The following is a 17,683-nucleotide window of genomic DNA, read 5'->3' as shown; positions in this document are numbered from 1 at the left end:
CTCCACACCCGGCCGCTGGTGTTGTTAGACTTTACTCGGAGATATCAACATCTTCGAAGCGATAGTCACCAAGCGGGCTCTGCTTGAAGCCCGTAACCTTGGCCGACATCGGCACGAAGACCGTCGAGTGAGCGATGGTGTTCCAAGGAGCCTGCTCCTTGAAGATCACCTGCGCTTCTTCGTAAAGCTTGGTGCGTTCTTCCTGGCTGGTCGAAACCTTGGCCTTCTGGATCAGGTCTTCGAACGGCTTGTAGCACCACTGGGCGCGGTTGTTGTTGCCAACGCCGGCGCAGCCGAGAAGCGTGCCCATGAAGTTGTCCGGATCGCCATTGTCACCGGTCCAGCCGAGGATGACGGAACCGTCGCGGTCCTTGTCGGACGACTTCTTGAGGTATTCGCCCCATTCCATCGAAACGATTTCGGCGCTGACGCCAACCTTGGCCAGATCGGACTGCATGAGTTCGGCGGTACGACGCGCGTTCGGCATGTACGGACGGCTGACAGGCATCGCCCACAGCTTCATCTTGAGATCCTTGACGCCAGCGGCTTCAAGAGCCTTCTTGGCAGCTTCCGGATCGTACTTGTCGTCTTCGACCTTGTCGTTATAGCCCCACATTGTCGGCGGGATCGGGTTCTTGGCAACCTGGCCCTGACCCTGGAACACGGCATCGACGATGGCCTGCTTGTTGATAGCCTGGTTCAGCGCCTTGCGGACTTCCGGCTTATCGTAAGGCGCCTTCAGCGTGTTATACGCGAAATAAGCCACGTTCAGGCCAGCCTGTTCGTCAACCTTGAGGTTGGAATCGGCCTGAAGGCCCTTGATGTCAGCCGGAGCCGGATAGGACATCAGGTGGCATTCGCCAGCCTTCAACTTCTGCGCGCGCACAGCTGGATCGGTCGTGATTGCGAAGACGAGATCGTCGATCTTCGGCTTGCCACCCCAATAGTCTGGATTGGCCTTGAAGCGAACGACGGCGTCCTTCTGGTAGGCGACGAACTGGAACGGGCCAGTGCCGACCGGAATCTGATTGAGATCGTCCTTCTTGCCATCGGCAGCCAGCTTGTCGGTGTATTCCTTCGAGATGATCGAAGCGAAAGGCATCGAGATATTGGCGAGGAACGGTGCTTCCGGACGGTTCAGCACGAACTTGACAGTGTAATCGTCAACCTTGACGATGTCCTTGATCAGCGCGCCCATTTCCATGCTGTCGAAATACTCGTAGGTGATCCCTGCGGTATACTGGTGCCATGGATTGTCCTTGTTGCGCATGCGATCGAACGAGAAGATCACATCGTCCGCATTGAACTCGCGGGTCGGCGTGAAATAGTCGTTCGAATGGAACTTCACGCCCTTGCGCAGATGGAAGGTGTATTCCAGACCGTCGCTGGAAACGTCCCAGCTTTCAGCGAGACCCGGCACAACCTTGGTCGTTCCGTTCTCGAATTCGGCAAGACGATTATAAACCGGATGCGCAGACGCATCGAACGTGTCACCGCCCGTATATGCCGCCGGATCGAAGCCTTCAGGCGATGCCGGAGAGCAATACACAAAAGTCTTTGCCGAAGCAGCACCGCTCATAAGAGCCACCAGCGCGGTTGCAGCCAGGAGTGTTTTGTACATTTTCATTTATTGTCCGCCTCCACGGAAAAGTGTGCCGCGCGCGCCCCATTGCCCGCAGCCTGGCCTATCGAAACGCTTGGTTCCCCACTTTGCAAGCGCAATTGTTAGAACCAGTTCACATTCTTATGCGTTTATCACCTATATTTTTAGATTTTAATTTCTTCAAATTGCCATATTGCGGAATATTGCGCTAAAGGCGGTCAAATCATAATATTATTTGCGCAAATTTTCGCATAACGTCACGCAGCGGTTGCACGGCATCTTTGGAATCGCTGAAATTGCGGGCAAATATCAGTGCGCAGGCCTGTTCCATTGTGCAGAAACCAGCTAATAGCGGATTATCTTACTCAAGTTTATGACAGCGCGATGAACCAGACCAAAGAGCCAATCGATTCTCCCATCAGGCCGACAACGCCGGAAGCCATTCAGCTGGCAAAGACACTGATGCGCACGGCGCGCTATGGCGCGCTGGCAGTGCTGGATGCGAAAACAGGTCGCCCGCTGGCAAGCCGCGTTGCAGTCGCGACCGACACGGACGGCACGCCGCTCATTCTGGTTTCGGGGCTGGCCGCGCACACGCCGGGCCTCATCGCCAATCCCGCCTGTTCTCTGCTGCTGGGCGAACCCGGCAAGGGCGACCCGCTCGCCCATCCGCGCATTACGTTGCATTGCGACGCCGAAAGGGTCGAGCGGACGGCCGATGATTATCCACGCCTGCGCCGCCGCTATCTCAACCACAATCCAAAAGGCGCGCTTTATGTCGATCTTGGCGACTTCGCGTTCTTCCGCATGAATGTGCTTGGCGCCAGCCTGAATGGCGGCTTCGGCAAAGCCTTCATCCTCGCAACCGAGGACCTGATCTGTCCCGCAGCCACCGCCGAAAGTATAGCTCCCAACGAACAGGACATTCTTGATAGTGTCAAAGAAAACGGAGAAGATGCCATCGCTGCCCGCATCAGCCAGATGACCGGCACAGCGACTAGGCCGTTGAAGGTGGTGGGGATAGACCCCGATGGTCTCGACATCGCAGCTGGCAATGAGATCGTTCGACTCCCCTTCTCGCGGAGCTGCGCCAGCGCAGCCGAAGTGCGCGCAGAACTGCTAAAAATGACCGCCTCGCCCGCCTGAAACGGATTCATGCTCTTTTTGGGACAAATTTGCGCGATTTAAACATGGGCGAATTTAAGCAAGGTCTTTTCAAACCAAATACCAACCATTAAATTTGACCTGCGTGTTCCAAAAAGGGGCCGTCATTTGAACCTACCAGCGGTCTTACGGGGGTATGACAGCAGATGAATAAAGAACATACTTTTTGTGATTTAACAGAAAATGCAGAACAGGCAGCAGATTTTCTTTCAGCACTCGCAAACAACAAGCGACTATTGATTTTATGCAAGCTGCTACACAATGAAATGTCTGTTGGCGCGCTCGCCAAAGCCATTGACCTCAGTCAGTCGGCCTTGTCGCAGCATCTGGCCAAATTGCGCGCTCTCGACCTTGTTTCGACCCGACGCGATGCCCAGACCATTTACTACATGGTTTCGTCACCGCATATCGAGTTGATGTTGTCGACGCTCTCAAGTCTCTATATGAGTCCGGCACCGCGCCGGCAGGAACAGCCGGTATTAGCCATCGCCTAAAGCATGAGGTTACAGCCGTGCAATGAAACAAGAAGATCATTTGCACGGCTGTCTCCAAAGAATAGACGATCCGGCTGACGAACGTCTTTCCCCCTATCGCGACATTCGCGAAAAAGACCTCGTCGGACGCCAGAAGCGTTTCATCGCCGAAGGCAAGGTCGTCATCAATGTGCTGTTTTCTTCCACCGCGCGCTTTGAGACAGAATCGTTGCTCGTGCTGGAAAATCGTCTCGACGGACTGACGGAACAGCTGAAACAGATTCCTGCGGGCACCCCGGTCTATTGCGTGCCGCAGACCGTCATGGATGCCGTCGCGGGCTTTCACGTTCACCGCGGCATTCTCGCCGTCGGTCGCCGCAAGCCGCAGCCGGAATTGGCTGACTTGCTTGCCACGCTTCCGCAACGGTCACTGGTCACGGTGCTGTGCGGCATATCCAATCATGACAATGTCGGCTCCATTTTCCGTAACGCTGCCGCCTTCGAGGCCAATTGTGTGGTGATGGACGAAACCTGCTGCGATCCGCTTTATCGCAAGGCCATTCGCGTTTCAGTCGGCGCAACGCTGAAAGTACCCTATTTTCATGGCGGGCGTATCGATGAGATTCTTGGTGCGCTCCAAGATGCAGACTTCAACGTGCTGGCGCTGAGCCCGTCGTCGGAAACCAGCATCTATCAGGCAACCGGACATGATCGTCAGGCGCTGCTGCTTGGCACAGAAGGCGAAGGACTGCCGCAACGGCTTCTGGCGCGTCTGCAGACGGCCCGCATTCCCATGTCGAAGGAATTCGACAGCCTGAATGTCGCCACCGCTTCCGGCATCGCCCTGTCGCGCTTCAGCCGGTTTCAATAATTCGCGCGCAAAGAAAGAGGCGGGTGCTTTCACACCCGCCTTGATGTTTCTCGATGCTTTCCGCAACCAACTCAGGCTGCCGAAGCGCTCGCCGTGCTGGCCACCAGGCGGCGCAACATTTCTTCGGCCTGCGGTTCGCGTTCCGAACGACCGATGAAGCCGCCGCCGAAAACACGCGCCGTATTGCTCTCGTCGGAATAAAGCACGCAAGCCTGTCCCGGTGCGATACCGCTTTCGCCGTCCACCAGTTCAACCCAGGTCTTTCCATCGGCATGGCGCAGAACGGCCGGGCGCGGCGGACGCGTGGACCGAACCTTGGCGAAAACTTCCATTCCACCTTCCGGCAGATCACTGATCGGGCCATCACCCAGCCAGTTGATATCACGCAGGAACACCTTGTGCGTTTCCAGCGCCTCACGCGGACCAACGATGACGCGCGCATTGGCGGCATCGAGATGCACGACATAAAGCGCCTCGCCGGTGGCCACGCCGATGCCGCGGCGCTGGCCGACCGTGTAATGCACAATGCCGTCGTGACGGCCAAGCGTGCGACCGTCTATATGGACGATATCGCCCGGATTGGCGGCTTCAGGCTTCAACCTGGAGATAATGTCGGAATATTTGCCCTGCGGCACGAAGCAGATATCCTGGCTATCCTGCTTCTTGGCAACCGTCAGGCCCATTTCCTCGGCGATTTCACGCACCTGCGCCTTTGGCAGATGGCCGAGCGGGAAACGCAGATAGTCGATCTGCTCCTGCGTGGTCGCAAAAAGGAAATAGCTCTGGTCGCGGTCGGTATCGACGGGACGATAGAGCGAGCGATGCGCACCATTTGCACGGCTGCGAATATAATGCCCGGTCGCCAGAGCGTCGGCGCCAAGATCGCGCGCGGTCTGGAGAAGGTCAGCAAACTTGACCGTCTGGTTACACGAGACACATGGGATCGGTGTCTCGCCGCTAACATAGGAATTCGCAAACGGATCGATCACGGCTTCGCGGAAGCGCGCTTCGTAATCGAGGACGTAGTGGGGAATGCCGAGGCTTTCCGAAACGCGGCGGGCGTCTTCGATATCCTGTCCTGCACAACAGGAGCCGGCGCGATGAACCGCTGCGCCATGATCATAAAGCTGCAGCGTCACGCCAACGACGTCATAACCTTCACGTTTGAGAATCCCGGCCACAACAGATGAATCGACGCCGCCCGACATGGCGACGACAACGCGCGTGTCTTCCGGCTTTCCCGGCAGATCGAGGCTGTTCAGGCTCATGATTGATTCCAGCTTCCGGGCATGCGCCCTGCTTCTCAAAATTCAGATTTCTAAGGCCTATATAGGCGAAACTGCGGCAATTTGCCAAGGTGTCGCAGAATAAACATTGGTCGAATTGCGACCCGGCCCCCACACTTCCCCGTGAAATTCGCAGAAAAATGGCCGAATTGCTTCGGTCGGCTCATTTTTCGTCAAAATTTTTTCAAGTGTTACCAGAGTGTTACCGGCGGTTTAGGTAATTTTTAAAGCTGTGGCGCTAGTCTCACACTCGATTAGGTCCTTGAGTGTTGTGTAGAGAGTACAATGACCGATCTGGTAAGACCGCGTATAAAGTATGTAATTGGTCCCGATGGCAGCCCGCTGACCATTGCGGACCTTCCCCCCGCCAATACAAGGCGCTGGGTCATCCGCCGCAAGGCCGAAGTTGTCGCTGCTGTTCGCGGCGGGCTTCTGAGCCTTGAGGAGGCATGCCAGCGTTATACATTGACGGTGGAGGAGTTCCTTGGCTGGCAATCCTCAATCGACGAGCATGGTCTCGCCGGTCTCAGGACGACCAGAATTCAGCAATATCGGCACTGATGGATCGGGCCGGGGTTGAACCCTTGTGTTCGATCATCCGCGCCAATCCAGCCTATGGATCTGATAAATTTAAAACCGGCCCACTGGGCCGGTTTTTGTTTGCGCAATTCATTCCTATGTTGAAGACTGTATGCGTTCACACTGGAGGATGGCATGAGCGGAAATATCGACATTCGCAAGGAAGACAGTTCCGATGGCGGACGCTATGTGGCGTCGCTGGATGGCAGCGAAGCCGAAATGACCTACACCAGGCTGGGGCCGTCCCTCATTTCCGTCGATCACACGCGCGTGCCCGAAGCGATGCGTGGCAAAGGTGCCGCACAGGCGCTGGCCAAGAACGCCATTCTTGATGCGCGCCGCAATGGCTGGAAAATCATTCCGCGTTGCAGCTTCATGCATGCACAGGCGACCCGTCACCCTGACTGGTCGGATGTGATTACCAACGGCTGATACGAATCGCCAAACAACAGAAACACCGGCCAGACGCATTTGAAGCATTTCCAGCAAAAGTGCGTAGCGCCTACGCGGGGAAATCAGTCCACTGGACTGATTTCTGGTCCCGCTTCGATGCGCAGGATAATGCGTAAAAACAAATAGATAGTGCGGTTCCACGATTCCGTCTTAATCGTAGCCGCTCTGGCCCGGTGTTTCCGATTCATAACGGATCAGGGATCGATCAGGCTTTGGGCAATTCCTGAATGCGGCTTGCGAGACTTTTGGAAACGGCTTTGCCGTTCTTCACGCTCTTACCGCCTGCCGCTGTTTCTGCCGCTTGCAGAATGCCGTGAATGGGCGAATCGGGGCCTTCCTTTTCAGCGGTTGCAGCGACCATGCGCGCAGCAAGCTCCGCCATTTCTTCGCGAAGAGCTGCATTCTGGCGCATGATCTCCGCCTGATCCGTATCGGTCAGTGCATGGGCCACGGCACCACCGCGCGAAAAACGTTCCAGCTTTTCCTGTGCATCCGATAGTTCGGAAATCAGCTTTTCCAGCTTCTGCTGCAAATCGCCATTCCGGCGTTTCTCGCTCTTCAATTCCGTCTGCGCCGAAGTGAGCTGCGTTGAAAGCTCGTTATAGCGGGCAGTTGCTTCCTTACGGTCACGGCGCATTTCTGTCATCTCGCTCGACAAGCGGCCACGTTCGGCCTCGTTAGCGCTTATCTCGATACGCAGCGTATCCGCAAGCCCCTCCAGCGCAGTGTAATGGCTTTGCATTCGTTCCAGCTCGGCTTGCAGGATTTCAGACTTTTCCGATGCCGCCTGCCGGGACGACCTGGCGTCCGACAGCGTCTGATCCTGTTCAGCCAGTTTCTTTTCAATGGCGGACTGGCCTTCCTCAAGCAAGGGAATGCGCTTCAGCTCTTCATATTGGCGGCCAAGCACGACGGCCTGTTCGGCAGCCTTCTGGCGTTCCCGCTTCAACTGCTGCTCCAGCTTGCTGATGGCCACGGCAAATTCGGCGCGCAAACCGTCCTTGTCTGCACGAATTTCCGCAAGCGTAATCGGCAACTCGGCCTGAACCTGCCGTCGCGCCAGAAAGAAAGCGCGCCGCCAGACCGATGGCCCGAGCAGGATCAGGACGAAAACCGTCACAAGAACGCCAAGCAGGAAGAAAAGTGCCGACTGGATCAAGGTTTCACACGAAGTTGAGCTTTTTGCAGCCAAACAGAACCATCAAGCGATGGTAGCGCATAGGGCTGGAATGCGCAAAAGGCTTTCTAGCACCGAAACATTCCGGGTGCAGAACAGCCTTCGCGCAACCAGCAATTCACAACGACTTAGAACGGATTCCAGGTCGGGGCAGCTGAAACCTTCAGATAGCCGATATTCACGCCGAGCCTTGCGCCGACGCCGGTGCGGATCGGTACGAGCACGATATTCTGGCGCTTCAGCACGTTGAACCCGACGCCTGCGACCACGTAGGCCGAACCGGCAACGCCCGCATAGCGACCGTAGAGGTTCTGGATATCGTCCAGATTATAGACGAGCATCATGACGCGCGAGCCCTGACCGCCGAAATCCCAGCCAAGGGAAGGCCCCTGCCAGTAGGTCTTATGGTCACCGGCATTCTTCGTATAAAGCGTGCCTTCGCCATAGGTCAGGCCGCCGATGAAAGCGCCGGAACCTTCTTCGCCAAGAACATAGCCGTTCGGCAGGCCGAAGCTCTGGAACGCTTTTTCGACAGCGCTGGCAAGTCCGCCTGAAGCCGAACCGAAAAACCGATGACCGGAATCGACGATTTCCTCGGCGGTGTAGGTGTTCTGCGCCCGTGCCTGATGCGGCAGAGCGAGGATGGAGACAATCAGTGCCGCAAGAAACGCAATAGAATACGCCGCATTGCGGAAACTGGTTTGCGACAGGGATGGTATGGCCATTTTTAATTCCTTCTGGCTACCGCTTCTCTGTCTGACGCCCTGTTAAAAGCATGACGCTGCCTCTTCCGGGCTTTCGCGTCGAATCGCGCATATTGTACGCGCTAATATGTTGTCCAAATCTTTATGAAACGAAATTGGCGTTTGAAAGGCGAAAAGCCGACGCGGAAAACATTAGCGCACGACAGGCGATCCGGCTTTCGAAAAAGACAGCTTTGTTGCGGCTTTCCAGCATGGCGTGTATCCAGTTAAACCGACATTCAGGGCGATTCGCCCGCCATCATGCCGCGCGGGAAACGACAAGTTTACGTGCGGTTTCGTTAACCGATCAGGACGCGACCGTCCGGCCGAAGCGCCGCGGAGCCGGGTCCATCCGCGTTCCGGAGAAAGCGCCATGCCACTACCCGTTACCCTTTCCGCACTCGACCTCGGTGCGCTTCTGTGCAGCCGGATCTGTCATGACATCATCTCGCCGGTTGGCGCGATCAACAACGGTCTTGAACTGCTGGAAGAAGGCGGCGCAGACGAAGATGCGATGGCGCTGATCAAGTCGAGCGCGCGCAATGCCTCCGCCCGTCTCCAGTTCGCCCGCATTGCCTTTGGCGCCGCCGGTTCGGCAGGCGTGCAGATCGACACGGGCGACGCGCAGACTGTCGCCACCGAATATTTCAAGAACGAGAAGCCGGAGCTGACCTGGGAAGGCACCCGCGTGCTTCTGCCGAAGAACAAGGTGAAGCTGTTGCTCAACATGCTTCTGATCGCCAATGGCGCGATCCCGCGTGGCGGCTCGCTGGCGGTGCGTCTGGAAGGCGGCGATACAGAGCCGCGCTTTGTCATCACGGTCAAGGGCCGCATGCTGCGTGTTCCGCCGAAGTTCCTGGAGCTGCATTCCGGCGCCACCCCGGAAGAGCCGATCGACGCGCATTCCGTCCAGCCTTATTACACCCTGCTGCTCGCTGAAGAAGCCGGCATGACGATTTCCATTCACGCAACGGCAGAAGATATCGTATTCTCCGCCGAGTGAGCGTATTAGGCGCGCGGGTCCGCCCGCGCTCCTGCTGACAAGACAGCAGGCAAATATCGTGTCGCGGTAAGATGTTTCGGCAGCTTCGTTGCCGCTCTGGGGGAAAGTCGATGGGAGACGAAGCGATGGCCGGTTATTGCCTGCTGGTTGACGATTCATCCGTCATCCGCAAGGTCGCGCGCCGTATCCTGACCGATTCCATTGCAGAATTTGCCGAAGTCTCCACCGGACATGAAGCGCTCGACAGTTGCGCATCGCGCATGCCGGATATCATTCTTCTCGATTTCGATCTGCCGGATATGACGGCACTTGAAGTCATTCCCGACCTGCGCGCCCTGCCCGACGGCCAGCATCCGCGCATTATCGTCTGTCTCTATGAGCTCGACGTCACGCGCATCATGCGCGCCAAGCGTTCCGGCGCCGATGGCTATATATTGAAGCCCTTCGACCGCGCTTATCTCACCGAGCAATTCGCTCTTCTGATGAGCGCCGAGCCGCAAAAACGCCCTCGCCCGACTGTTGGCGAAACGCCGCGATAAGGCAGCCTGATACAATAGCACCAAAAGCAAAAAGCTCCGCCGAAGCGGAGCTTTTTTGTTCGTTGACCGTAAGGCCGGGGCCGATCAGGCGCTTTCGCGCAGTTCGGCATCCGGCTCGCGCAGCACATAGCCGCGGCCCCAGACGGTCTCGATGTAGCTCTGGCTACCGGAAACCGCATCAAGCTTCTTGCGCAGCTTGCAGATGAAGACGTCGATGATCTTCAGTTCCGGCTCGTCCATACCGCCATAAAGGTGGTTGAGGAACATTTCCTTGGTGAGCGTCGTACCCTTGCGCAAGCTCAAAAGCTCGAGCATCTGGTATTCCTTACCCGTCAGGTGAACGCGCTGGCCGGAAACTTCCACCGTCTTTGCGTCCAGATTGACGATCAGGTCGCCCGTGGTGATGACCGACTGTGCATGGCCCTTCGAGCGGCGAACAATCGCATGAATACGCGCGATCAGCTCATCCTTATGGAAAGGCTTGGTCATGTAATCGTCGGCGCCAAAGCCAAGGCCGCGAACCTTGTCCTCAATGCCGGCCATGCCGGAGAGGATCAGGATCGGCGTTTTCACCTTGGAAAGGCGCAATGTACGAAGAACTTCGTAACCAGACATATCCGGCAGATTCAAATCCAGCAGGATGATGTCGTAGTCATAAAGCTTGCCGAGATCGATGCCTTCCTCGCCCAGATCGGTCGTGTAGACATTGAAACTCTCGGACTTGAGCATCAGCTCAATGCTCTGTGCGATAGCACTGTCGTCTTCAATCAAAAGGACGCGCATCTCTTATCCCCTTTCCGCAGCCGACCAGATGTCCCTCAAGGCGGCACACGGAACCGTCGTTGCCTCTGTATGAAGGTGCCAGCAAATGGTTAACAAAATATGATTCTGGTTGGCAAGCATATTTATGCCCTGTTTAGAAAATTCTTATAGCGATTTGAATCATAAAGAGATTCACGTCTCTTTGACTCTAAAGCATCGCTTTAAGAATCTTCGCTAAGCGATTCATTCGACTCTAGCTTTCACCTGTTGCTCAAAAAGCACATTAGGTTTACCGAGCCTTAAGTCCTAACGCGTATGATTAACCTCGCCGGTAAAGGAATGGTTACCAAACGAGCAAAATCTTAACTTTTTGTTTCGTTGTAAACGGTGATTTCTGACAACGGCCGCGACGCTTTCCCCCTGTAGGGGCTGGATTCGCGGGGGATTCGCGGTGTGAACGGACGTTTTTTGTTTATTCACACCTGTTAATAAAGCCCAATCAGATCGACTTGAAATGAAGTCGATACGATTGTGCTTCAAGTCCGGGGGGAACGCCCCAACACATGGAAGCTGGTTGGTGTTCAAGGAGTATTGCGTATGAAGCCACGTGAAAGCCTGGTGAGGCTTAAACTGTTCCAGGTGAAGGAAAAGCGCCGTCAACTGGGCCAGCTTGACCTGATGATCGGCGAGTTCGAGCGAATGGCGGGGGAACTCGACGCTCAGATCCTGTCGGAAGAAAAGAAGGCTGGCATCACCGATATCAATCATTTCGCCTATCCGACCTTCGCCAAGGCTGCACGCCAGCGGCGTGACAACCTGTTCGGTTCGATCGGCGATCTGATGTCGCAGAAGGAAGCAGCCGAGGCAGAACTGGCCGTGGCCGAGATCGAACTCTCCAAGGCGGAAGCGTTGGAAGAGCGCGACGGCGGCAAGGCGCCACGCGAAGTCGTCGAGCGCCCGGCCAATCAGCGTCGCGCTATGATCGGCTGATCCACGGCAAAACGATTGTTCTTTTTCAGGCGTCGCCCTTCTTGCGAGGGGCGGCGTCTTTTCGTCTATGCATAGCCTGCCCACCGAACGGCAATCCGTTACCAACAAACGCCGTCGCAGTCATGGAAACTTGGTTTGCATCCCGCCTCACCCGCATGTAGGGAAGAAGCGCAATGCAAAAATCCGCCCCCTCAGGGCTTCAACCAGCCCCAGACAAATTCAATTTCAGGAAAATCCCGAAGCTGCTCCAGTGGAGCCTGCTTCTGTTGGTGTCGGCTGTCCTGATTTTTGCAGGCGAAGTTCTGCATCTTCCGGCAGCCCTGCTGCTGGGCGCAATGGTCGGCGGCATCCTGATGGCGGCTGGCGAAAGTACCGTGCGCGTCCACAGCCAGCTTTCGACATTTGCGCAGGCGGTGGTCGGCCTGCTGATTGCCCGCGCCATCACGCCCGAGTTCTTCTCCAATATGGGCAGGCACCTGCCGATTATCCTGGTCTCGATGCTCTTCGTGCTGTTTGCCAGCACACTGATCGGCTATCTGCTGGCGCGGTTCCGCGTCCTGCCGGGAACCACCGCCGTGTGGGGTTCGTCACCGGGTGCTGCCACCGCCATGACCCTGATGGCGGAATCCTTCGGCGCGGATGCGCGCCTCGTCGCCTTCATGCAGTATCTCCGCGTCGTGCTGGTTGCGACCACGGCATCGCTCGTCGTGCGCCTTGGCGCGGGCGTGGAGATGGCGGCCCCTGCCGCTGTAGACTGGTTTCCACCGCTCAACCCGTCCAGCCTCGGCGCAACGCTGCTTCTCGTCCTTGGCGGTGCCTTTCTGGGGCATATCTCGCGCATACCAACGGGCGCCATGCTGGTGCCGCTGGTGCTGGGCGCGATCCTGCAAGATACCGGCGTCATGACCATCGATCTGCCGCCATGGCTGCTGGCGATCAGCTATACGCTAATTGGCTGGCGCATCGGGCTTGGCTTCTCACGCGCAATCATCGCCCATGCGGCGCGGGCTTTTCCCGCCGTTCTGGCTTCGACGCTGATCCTGATCGCCGTCTGCGGTTTGTTCGGTATGGCGCTTGGCCATATGCTCGATCTTGATCCCCTCACCGCTTACCTCGCGACAAGCCCCGGTGGCGCAGACACAGTTGCCATTATCGCGGCATCCACCAATGTCGACCTGCCCTTCATCATCGCCATGCAGACAAGCCGGTTCTTCGTGGTGCTTTTCGCCGGACCGGCGATTGCACGCTTCGTCGCCAAACGCGTCGAAAAACGGCTGGAAAAAACTGGCAAATAAAAAAACCCGGCTTTCGCCGGGTTTTTTCTTCAACGAACTGATCAGATCAGGCCTTCTTACCGTGAAAACCACGGATGGCGCCGATGATCTTGTCCTGATCGGCTTCCGACAGATAGGGATGCATCGGCAGGCTCAGAATGCGCGATGGCAGAGCTTCAGAAACCGGCAGGCCGCCCGGCGCAACCGGATAATGCTTATAGGCCGTCTGCTGATGCAGCGGCTTCACATAATAGATCACCGACGGAACGCCCTCAGCCTGAAGATGCGCCTTCAACCCGTCGCGGTTCTCACTTTCGATGGAATATTGCGCCCAGGCAGAACGGTTGCCAGCGGGAAGAGCCGGAACCTTCACCACATCCTTCAGCGCTTCGTTGTAACGCTTGGCGATACGATCGCGCGCTTCCATCTCGTCTTCGAGAATCGCAAGTTTTTCCAGCAGAACGGCAGCCTGGATCGTGTCCAGACGCGAATTGATACCAATGCGGACATTGTCGTACTGGGTTTCGCCCTTGCCGTGGAACAGCACCGAACGCAGCGTATCCGCAAGCTCGGCATCGTTGGTGAACATCGCGCCACCGTCGCCATAGCAACCGAGCGGCTTGGCCGGGTAGAAGCTGGTCGCGCCCACATGGCCAAATGCGCCGCACATGACATTGTCGCGCTTTCCGCCGATGGACTGCGCAGCGTCTTCGATGATGAACAGGCCTTCGCGCTCGGCAATCGCGGTGATGCGGTTATAGTCGGCAGCAAGGCCAAACAGATCGACCGGAATGATTGCCTTCGGCTCCAGACGGCCTTCCTTGCGGATAGCGGCAATGGCAGCTTCAAGCTGTTCGACATTCATGTTGTAGCTGTTGGCATCGACATCGACGAAAACAGGCTCTGCTCCGACCAGCGCCACAACTTCCGCGGTCGCAGCAAAGGTGAAGGACGGAACGAAAACGGCATGGCCGGGACCGATGCCGCGCGCCATCAGAGGCATCTGCAAGGCGTCGGTGCCATTGGCGCAGGCGATCACATGTTCAACGCCCAGATATTCACCGAGCTTCTTCTCGAACTCCGCCACTTCAGGCCCGAGAATATAGCGGCCTTCCGCAACAACCTTGGAAATGGCGGCATTGAGACGGTCTTCGATACGTGCGCGCTGCGCCCCAAGATCAATAAACTGCATGTTGGCTCCATAGAGTTGGCCTCGCACGAACCAACGTGCGAATCCTTGGCACCTATTTATTCGCTTGCGCGCCGTCCTGCCATGGCCGGGGCGTTCAAAGTTTTGCGAATGCTGTAACACCGCTTGACGAAACGTAAAGCTCCTTCCGCGAACGTCTTATCTGGTGTGCTGCACCGAACCTTCGGTCAATATCCGCAATACACTGATGGCTTCCTTGCCGTCAGTCCGCGGGGTTTCACGGGTTTCGATGCAATGCAGGAAATGCTGCAACTCGCGGGTGAGCGGCATGCCTTCCTCGACGGGTATATAGATCGGCTCTGCCGACTTGAAAGCCCACTGGTCGTTTTCCCGCCAGACTTCGTGTTTGTAGAAGGCGAGCTTGCGGTCCCACGACTCGCCGTCGTCGAAAACGGCCATGCCCTTGGTGCCGGTCACGCTCAGGCGCCGCTCGCGATAGGCATTGAGCCGCGAGGCAAAAAGATGCCCGCGAATGCCGCTCGGGAACTCGAGGTGAACATGCGCAAAATCGTTCAGATGGTCGATGATGGCCGTGCCTTCGCCGCGAATGGCGCTGGGCTCTTCGCCGGTGATGGCGAGAATCATCGAGAGGTCGTGCGGCGCTAGGTCCCACAGCGCATCGAACTGCGCGTGGAACTTGCCGAGACCGACGCGATGCGAATGAACATAGCGGATATCGCCGAGTTCACCGCTCTTGACCATGTCGAGGAGCTTTTCGAAGGCCGGATGAAACCGCAGAACATGGCCGACCATGAAGATGCGACCATTTTCGCGCGCGGCTTCCACTTCGGCTTCCGCCGAAGGGACATCGAGCGCAATAGGTTTCTCGACGAGAACATCCTTGCCGTTCTTCACAGCTTCGGTCGCATATTGCGCGTGGAACTGTGCAGGCAGGGCCAGAACGATGCCGTCCACGTCGGGACGGGTGAACAATTCATCGACCGGAACATTGGGAACGCCAAATTCGGAAGCGAATCGTTCGGCATTTGCCGGGTTGGCGTCGGAGACCGCCTGAAGGGCGCCGAGGCTCTTCAGGGTACGAATGTGGTTGCCGCCCCAATAGCCGCAACCCAAAACCGCAATACGAGGTGCCATGAAACTATGCCTTTGCTTATGCACAGTTCCTTATCGGTGCAAATGATCGAAAACAAGACGAAACCTGTGCGAAGAGTGCTTGACAGGGTTTCATTCCCCACATATACCGCCGCCATTCCTTGCAGGAACAAGGCTTTGTCCCACCGGAAACGGCGACGACAAAACTTCTGCAAAGCGACGCGTGGCGGAGTAGCTCAGTAGGTTAGAGCAGAGGAATCATAATCCTTGTGTCGGGGGTTCGAATCCCTCCTCCGCTACCATCGTCTCTTTATCTTCTGTTTGTTGTCGTTCTGATTAATTTCTAGCGTGATCGCGCTGGGATGGAGAACGTGCAGTTGTTCCAAAGCTCCTCAGCGTTTCGGCGAGCCATTTTACGACTGTCCTCAAACATAAAATCGGTAAGATTGACGATTTGGTGAAGTCTCAGGACAAGCCGCTTTGTATCTTCAAAAACGTCGTTTTCATCCCCATAACGGACTACCTCTATCGCTTTTTCGCTACCATTTGGCACAAGGGAATGGGCAAGATAATTATCTCGGAACGATCTGAGGCCAATAATTTTGGTGTTCGACGCTAGATCGACGGCCTCTTTAATAACTTCCGTCAGATTGGAGATAGCCTCAATACGCTCGGTCTCTGCGCGCTTCAACGCATTTTCTTTCAACATTCGCTGAATAGCCCGATCAACGTCGTTGCTACCTCCCATCCAATGACCCGGATCGGAAGCAGACCGGTATGCGTTCTCGCCTACAATTTCTGCAGTTTCAGCATTGTCGAGTAGTGCAACAATGGTCGGAATGCTTATGCGATCCTTAGACGCCTTATCCCAAAAGGTGCAAAGCCTTATAATCTCGAACCTATAAAGGCTGTCAGTCAGAACATTAAACGCAGTCGCGGCATTCGACCTTGGTATTTGCTTAGAAAGAGTGTTCGAGAATATTGCTATATTGTTGCTCTCACGAAGTAAAAGCCAATGCAAAATATTGTCTATTAGAATAGAGATGCGTTTCTGCGCAACTTCCACCCGTTGTCTCGGTGTAAAATTATCGAATGGATTGCTTGCTGACTTTGCTTTGGCCATCTTGCTTTCCAAAAATTAAATAAGGATATTGTGTTCACCCATGGGAGCTGACCGCCTAGAATTCACTCTACGCTTACCATCATGTGATGACGGCTAAAAACTATATTAATTTTACATAGCTCAATATTCTGGTGTTTTCACCATTAGCATTTCCCTCCCAGCGCTCAAAAAAATCCTCGCAGCTATTGCTGGACAGTTTCCGGTGCTATGCCCTGATCGAAGATGAAGGCCGGTCCGACCACCCGCACCTTTCGGTCCGTCAGCGGCGCAAAGGTTGCCGTAGCAACCGTATCGACCATATCGGCATTGCGGCTCGGCCGGCTGTCCGGCATCGGCATCACGACATTGCGCATGGCTCTCGCCGACCGACTGCTGGCGCGCAGTTCGCTGACCTTGGCGACATAACCCGCCCAGTCGCATTTTTTGAAATCGCTGCTCTCGTGATAATTATAGGCCGTCGGCAGTTCCGCATAGGACTTGCCGCTGGTCGCGGAAATCATATCCGCCGTTTCGCCATTCACATCATTGAGAACATAGAGATCGACGCTCTCGTTCTGGCAGATGAAGCGGCATTGAGCCAGCGTTTCCGTTGTGCTTTCCGTTTTGTCGAATTGAGAGTGCGGCGCCGGGAACAGATAACCGTCCGAAAGGCGCACGCAATAGGTCAGTGCGCCTTTGCCGGCCCAGGATTTGGGTTTCTCGGTCGCATTCGACGTGACAGCCGCCGGTGTCACCTTTGGCCGATCCAGTCGCGCGCTGCGTTGTGTCGTGGCCGATGGTTCGGAACATGACCTTGCGGCCAGCCCGGCGGAAATCTGCCGCTGCACTTCCGCAATGCGCACCGACAGATCGCGGCAGGCATTGAACAAGCCCCCGCCGCCATCACCCTTGCAGCCACGCCCGCGCTCCATGGCGCGCAGGGCGGATAGTTGCCTTTGCGCTGCCAGATCGGCAGCGCTGGCAGCACCCGAACAGGCCGCAGCGGCCAGTTGCGGGTAACTCACAAGACCTATCAGAAAAAGCAGGACGTAAAACTTAGTCACGATACTATCCTCAGCCCTGGGGGATGACTTGAGACTTTCTATCGGGGTTACAGAAGATGCACTGGCACTTCCATTGCAGGAGGCGAATGCGTCGCATTCAGCACCTTATCCGGGTCGATTTCCGACAGGAGTGCAGCAAGCGCCAGACGCAGATAAAGGGGGGTATCTGGACGATTGATTGCCTTTAGCGCGATGCGCGATATGCCGAGCGCGTAAGCCAGTTCCTGTTCAGAGGTCTTCAGAGATGCACAAATCTTCGCAAGTTTGTCATAAGCCCGTCTGCCCATTGACGTTTTCCCTCTCCTTCAAAATGCAATGGCGACGCCGTCAGCCGCCA

General features: G+C 56.1%; 19 protein-coding genes and 1 tRNA gene. 10 read left to right on the top strand and 10 right to left on the bottom strand.

The window, feature by feature from the left end; genetic code table 11:
• Nucleotides 1-31: 31 nt before the first annotated feature.
• A complete protein-coding gene (locus WIX40_RS17410; protein WP_109369535.1) occupies nt 32-1,627 on the bottom strand; it encodes an ABC transporter substrate-binding protein in 1,596 nt (531 codons plus the stop codon).
• Between the two features lie 360 nt (nt 1,628-1,987).
• Between WIX40_RS17410 and WIX40_RS17405 the strand changes: the two genes are divergently transcribed.
• The 3 genes from WIX40_RS17405 (at nt 1,988) to WIX40_RS17395 (ending at nt 4,111) form a co-directional block, all read left to right on the top strand.
• Nucleotides 1,988-2,749, top strand: coding sequence for a HugZ family pyridoxamine 5'-phosphate oxidase (locus tag WIX40_RS17405; protein ID WP_109369536.1), 762 nt, complete (start codon nt 1,988-1,990; stop codon nt 2,747-2,749).
• A 164-nt stretch (nt 2,750-2,913) separates the two neighbouring features.
• Nucleotides 2,914-3,261 (top strand): ArsR/SmtB family transcription factor, encoded by a 348-nt coding sequence (locus tag WIX40_RS17400; RefSeq protein WP_140024245.1) that lies wholly within the window; start codon nt 2,914-2,916, stop codon nt 3,259-3,261.
• Between the two features lie 22 nt (nt 3,262-3,283).
• Complete coding sequence (locus tag WIX40_RS17395) at nt 3,284-4,111, top strand: TrmH family RNA methyltransferase (protein ID WP_339440868.1); 828 nt, start codon at nt 3,284-3,286, stop codon at nt 4,109-4,111.
• Between the two features lie 71 nt (nt 4,112-4,182).
• Here the strand turns inward: WIX40_RS17395 and mnmA are convergent, their stop codons facing one another.
• On the bottom strand, nt 4,183-5,379 hold the full coding sequence (gene mnmA, locus WIX40_RS17390) for a tRNA 2-thiouridine(34) synthase MnmA (protein WP_339440867.1): 1,197 nt from the start codon (nt 5,377-5,379) through the stop codon (nt 4,183-4,185).
• A gap of 303 nt (nt 5,380-5,682) precedes the next feature.
• Here mnmA and sciP point away from each other — a divergent pair, with 303 nt between their 5' ends.
• On the top strand, nt 5,683-5,958 hold the full coding sequence (gene sciP, locus WIX40_RS17385) for a CtrA inhibitor SciP (protein WP_010659559.1): 276 nt from the start codon (nt 5,683-5,685) through the stop codon (nt 5,956-5,958).
• 153 nt (nt 5,959-6,111) lie between these two features.
• The gene (locus WIX40_RS17380) at nt 6,112-6,408 is read left to right on the top strand and encodes a GNAT family N-acetyltransferase (RefSeq protein WP_109369539.1); all 297 of its coding nucleotides are present in this window, start codon (nt 6,112-6,114) and stop codon (nt 6,406-6,408) included.
• Nucleotides 6,409-6,634: 226 nt separating this feature from the next.
• Here the strand turns inward: WIX40_RS17380 and WIX40_RS17375 are convergent, their stop codons facing one another.
• Together WIX40_RS17375 and WIX40_RS17370 are read right to left on the bottom strand one after the other, a co-directional pair.
• Nucleotides 6,635-7,564 carry a coiled-coil domain-containing protein gene (locus WIX40_RS17375; RefSeq protein ID WP_339441076.1) on the bottom strand — a complete coding sequence of 310 codons (930 nt, stop codon included), beginning with the start codon at nt 7,562-7,564 and terminating at the stop codon, nt 6,635-6,637.
• 170 nt (nt 7,565-7,734) lie between these two features.
• Nucleotides 7,735-8,331, bottom strand: coding sequence for a DUF1134 domain-containing protein (locus WIX40_RS17370; protein ID WP_109369541.1), 597 nt, complete (start codon nt 8,329-8,331; stop codon nt 7,735-7,737).
• A 391-nt stretch (nt 8,332-8,722) separates the two neighbouring features.
• Here WIX40_RS17370 and chpT point away from each other — a divergent pair, with 391 nt between their 5' ends.
• Entirely contained in the window at nt 8,723-9,352 is a 630-nt protein-coding gene (chpT, locus tag WIX40_RS17365) for a histidine phosphotransferase ChpT (protein WP_109369542.1), read from the top strand.
• Between the two features lie 110 nt (nt 9,353-9,462).
• Nucleotides 9,463-9,891, top strand: a complete 429-nt coding sequence (locus tag WIX40_RS17360) for a response regulator (protein ID WP_171318505.1) — start codon at nt 9,463-9,465, stop codon at nt 9,889-9,891.
• A gap of 84 nt (nt 9,892-9,975) precedes the next feature.
• On the opposite strand, the gene ctrA is transcribed toward WIX40_RS17360, so the two are convergent.
• Nucleotides 9,976-10,674 carry a response regulator transcription factor CtrA gene (gene ctrA / locus WIX40_RS17355; protein ID WP_078338799.1) on the bottom strand — a complete coding sequence of 233 codons (699 nt, stop codon included), beginning with the start codon at nt 10,672-10,674 and terminating at the stop codon, nt 9,976-9,978.
• Between the two features lie 576 nt (nt 10,675-11,250).
• On the opposite strand from ctrA, the gene WIX40_RS17350 reads away from it, so the two are divergent.
• Entirely contained in the window at nt 11,251-11,643 is a 393-nt protein-coding gene (locus WIX40_RS17350) for a flagellar export protein FliJ (RefSeq protein WP_078338800.1), read from the top strand.
• A 173-nt stretch (nt 11,644-11,816) separates the two neighbouring features.
• Nucleotides 11,817-12,938, top strand: a complete 1,122-nt coding sequence (locus WIX40_RS17345; protein WP_339440846.1) for an AbrB family protein — start codon at nt 11,817-11,819, stop codon at nt 12,936-12,938.
• Between the two features lie 46 nt (nt 12,939-12,984).
• Here the strand turns inward: WIX40_RS17345 and WIX40_RS17340 are convergent, their stop codons facing one another.
• On the bottom strand, nt 12,985-14,109 hold the full coding sequence (locus WIX40_RS17340; RefSeq protein WP_109369545.1) for a DegT/DnrJ/EryC1/StrS family aminotransferase: 1,125 nt from the start codon (nt 14,107-14,109) through the stop codon (nt 12,985-12,987).
• A gap of 156 nt (nt 14,110-14,265) precedes the next feature.
• Complete coding sequence (locus tag WIX40_RS17335) at nt 14,266-15,222, bottom strand: Gfo/Idh/MocA family protein (protein WP_339440845.1); 957 nt, start codon at nt 15,220-15,222, stop codon at nt 14,266-14,268.
• A 183-nt stretch (nt 15,223-15,405) separates the two neighbouring features.
• Between WIX40_RS17335 and WIX40_RS17330 the strand changes: the two genes are divergently transcribed.
• A tRNA-Met gene (locus tag WIX40_RS17330) sits at nt 15,406-15,482 on the top strand.
• A gap of 41 nt (nt 15,483-15,523) precedes the next feature.
• Here WIX40_RS17330 and WIX40_RS17325 read toward each other — a convergent pair.
• From WIX40_RS17325 to WIX40_RS17315, 3 genes are all read right to left on the bottom strand, one after another.
• Nucleotides 15,524-16,303, bottom strand: a complete 780-nt coding sequence (locus WIX40_RS17325; RefSeq protein ID WP_339440843.1) for an AbiU2 domain-containing protein — start codon at nt 16,301-16,303, stop codon at nt 15,524-15,526.
• A 182-nt stretch (nt 16,304-16,485) separates the two neighbouring features.
• The gene (locus tag WIX40_RS17320; protein WP_235858888.1) at nt 16,486-17,346 is read right to left on the bottom strand and encodes a DUF2865 domain-containing protein; all 861 of its coding nucleotides are present in this window, start codon (nt 17,344-17,346) and stop codon (nt 16,486-16,488) included.
• A 47-nt stretch (nt 17,347-17,393) separates the two neighbouring features.
• On the bottom strand, nt 17,394-17,633 hold the full coding sequence (locus WIX40_RS17315; RefSeq protein WP_109369549.1) for a hypothetical protein: 240 nt from the start codon (nt 17,631-17,633) through the stop codon (nt 17,394-17,396).
• Nucleotides 17,634-17,683: the final 50 nt, after the last annotated feature.

The organism is Ochrobactrum teleogrylli, from assembly GCF_037482325.1.
Lineage (GTDB): Bacteria > Pseudomonadota > Alphaproteobacteria > Rhizobiales > Rhizobiaceae > Brucella > Brucella teleogrylli.
This window is presented reverse-complemented; position numbering and strand designations above follow the sequence as displayed.